This is a genomic window from Burkholderia sp. Cy-637, assembly GCF_011753175.1.
Classification (GTDB): Bacteria; Pseudomonadota; Gammaproteobacteria; order Burkholderiales; family Burkholderiaceae; genus Burkholderia; species Burkholderia gladioli.
The window spans coordinates 1-2,777 of sequence record NZ_VWWC01000333.1 but is presented as its reverse complement, the minus strand read 5'-3'; the positions used below and the strand labels follow the sequence as shown (position 1 = coordinate 2,777).

The window sequence follows — 2,777 nt, the reverse complement described above, 5'->3', positions numbered from 1 at the left end:
CGCGCGGGCCAGCGAGGCACCGCCGCCGCCCGCCGCGCGCGGCACCACCTGGGCGACCAGGCCATGCCGGTGCAACAGCGCGAAGTGCTCGTGCGCGAAGCTGCCGTCCAGGTCGTGACGCGCCGCGCCCTCGGCCAGCGCGGGCGCGAGCGAGGCCAGCAGCGCATCGAGCGCGGCCTCGTCGGCAGGAGCGGGGAAGCCGGCCGCGGTCTCGACCGGGTCGCTCAGCAGGGTAGCCATCGAATTGCCATTCCTCGGGTTCGGAACGCCGGCGGCAGCCCGCCGGCAAAGGGATCGGCCACCAGCCTAAGGGCTCGGCGGCGCCCGCCAAACCATGCAAAAAAGATATTCTTTGCGCAAATAATTATTTCCATCTTGCATGATCCCGCGGCTAATCTGGCCGGCATGTTCCGGTGCCTGGCTCCCTGGCCGCCACCGGCCCCGCCCTCTTTCCCTTTCCGCCCGGCCCGCGCCGGGCCGCCCGCACCCGGAGCCCCGCGATGAGCGTCGAATTCATCGGCATGATCCAGAGCCAGAAGCAGTCCGAGATCCACCCGCCCGCGGGCCCCGTGGTCGATCGCGACTATGTGCGCGCCTTCGCCCAGGCCCACGAGCAGGCCGGCTTCGACCGGATCCTGGTGCCGCATCACTCGACCGGTCCCTCGGCGACGCTGACCATCTCCTACGCGGCGGCCGTCACCGAGCGCGTGAACTTCATGCTGGCGCACCGGCCCGGCTTCACCGAGCCGACCCTGGCCGCGCGCCAGATCGCCACGCTCGACCAGTTCAGCGGCGGGCGGCTCGGCGTGCACTTCATCTCGGGCGGCTCGGACAGCGAGCAGCAGCGCGACGGCGATTTCCTCGATCACGACCAGCGCTACGCGCGCACCGACGAATACCTCGGCATCCTGCGCCGGATCTGGACCGAGGACCGGCCGTTCGACCACGAGGGCACCTATTACCGCTTCCGCCAGGGCTTCTCCGAGGTGAAGCCGGCGCAGCGCCCGCACGTGCCGATCTACTTCGGCGGCGCCTCGGCGGCGGCGCTGGAGGTGGCCGCGAAGCACGCCGACATCTACGCGCTGTGGGGCGAATCGCTCGACCAGGTGCGCGAGCTGACCGGCCGCGTGCGCGCCGCCGCGGCCGCGCAAGGCCGGCAGATCCGCTTCTCGGTATCGTTCCGGCCGATCCTGGCCGCCACCGAGGACGCCGCCTGGGATCGCGCTCGGCGCATCCTGGCCGAAACGCGCCGGCTGCGCGAGGCGGCCGGGCTCGGCGTGGGCAGCCCGCAGCAGAGCGAGGGCGCGCGGCGCCTGCTGGCCGCCGCCGAGCGCGGCTCGCGCGTCGACAAGCGGCTGTGGACCGAGATCGCCCAACTGAGCGGCGGCCGCTCGAACTCGACCGCGCTGGTCGGCACGCCCGAGCAGGTGGCCGACGCGCTGGCCGACTACTACGACATCGGCGTCACCACCTTCCTGATCCGCGGCTTCGATCCGCTCGAGGACGCGACCGACTACGGCCGCGAGCTGATCCCGCGCGTGCGCGAGCTGGTGGCGGCGCGCCAGGCAAACCGCGCCGCGGCCTGAACGCGTCAGCATCGATTCGATCCGCAGGCGCGACGACAGCGCAAGCAAGCAGGCAGCGCGAACGGCACGGGCAGCCTCGCCGAAACCAGGCCAGGACGCCCCCGCCGCCGCGACTGCCGTGACGGACCGCGGCCCGGGCGCCAGCCGCCGGGCCGCTAGCCGCCCCTCTGCCCCCACTACCGAAGAGCCGATCATGTCCACCGTCCTGCCGCTGCAGTCCCGCACGCCCTCCGGTCTCGCGATCAATCCGCGACCACAGCAGAAATTCTGGTTCGATCCGCCGGCGCCGCGCACGAGCATCGCGGCCGAGCGCCGCCATCGCCAGGAGCGCCTGGCCGGCGCGTTCCGCCTGTTCGCGCGGCACGGTTTCGCGCTGGGCCTGGCCGGGCACATCACCGCGCGCGATCCCGAGCTGCCCGACCATTTCTGGGTCAATCCGCTCGGCGTGCATTTCTCGCGCATCAAGGTCTCGGACCTGCTGCTCGTGAACGGCCGCGGCGAGACCGTGATCGGCGAGCGCCCGCTCAACAAGGCCGCCTTCGCGATCCACGCGGCGATCCACGAGGCCCATCCCGAGCTGGTGGCCGCCGCCCACACGCACTCGACCTACGGCAAGGCCTGGTCGACGCTGGGCCGCCCGCTGGCGCCGCTGACCCAGGACGCCTGCGTGTTCTACGAGGACCACGCGCTGTTCGACGACTTCACCGGCATGGTGGTCGACACCAGCGAGGGCGATCGCATCGCGCAGGCGCTGGCCAAGCCCGAGGGCGGCACGCACAAGGGCGTGATCCTGAAGAACCACGGCATCCTGACCGGCGGCCCGACGGTCGAGGCGGCGGCCTGGTGGTACATCGCGCTCGACAACGTCGCGCATACCGCCCTGCTCGCCGAAGCGGCCGGCACCACCCAGCCGATCGACGCGGCCACCGCGCGCCACACGCATGGCCAGATCGGCAAGCCCGACGGCGCGCTGCAGGCCTTCGAAAGCCTCTACGCGGGGCTGGTCGAGCAGGAACCCGAGCTGCTCGACTGAGCGCCGTTCCAAGTTCCAGGGGCCGGCCATGCACCGGCCCCGCCACCTTCACGCCACTGCTCGCTACGTTGAGGAATCCGATATGTCTCGTCCGCTCGATACCGCATCGCCCGAGGCCGCGCGCCCGGGCCGCCGGCGCGCGCTGCGCACGGCCGGCG

General features: G+C 72.2%; 2 protein-coding genes and 1 pseudogene. 2 read left to right on the top strand and 1 reads right to left on the bottom strand.

All coding sequences use genetic code 11. From position 1 onward, the window contains the following. Positions 1–240: pseudogene (locus tag F3J10_RS35165) on the bottom strand (acyl-CoA dehydrogenase); the annotation flags it as partial. A gap of 260 nt (positions 241–500) precedes the next feature. Between F3J10_RS35165 and F3J10_RS35160 the strand changes: the two are divergent. Beyond that, complete coding sequence (locus F3J10_RS35160; protein WP_167244006.1) at positions 501–1,586, top strand: LLM class flavin-dependent oxidoreductase; 1,086 nt, start codon at positions 501–503, stop codon at positions 1,584–1,586. A gap of 193 nt (positions 1,587–1,779) precedes the next feature. Beyond that, positions 1,780–2,619 (top strand): class II aldolase/adducin family protein, encoded by an 840-nt coding sequence (locus tag F3J10_RS35155; protein WP_036055636.1) that lies wholly within the window; start codon positions 1,780–1,782, stop codon positions 2,617–2,619. Positions 2,620–2,777 lie beyond the last annotated feature (158 nt).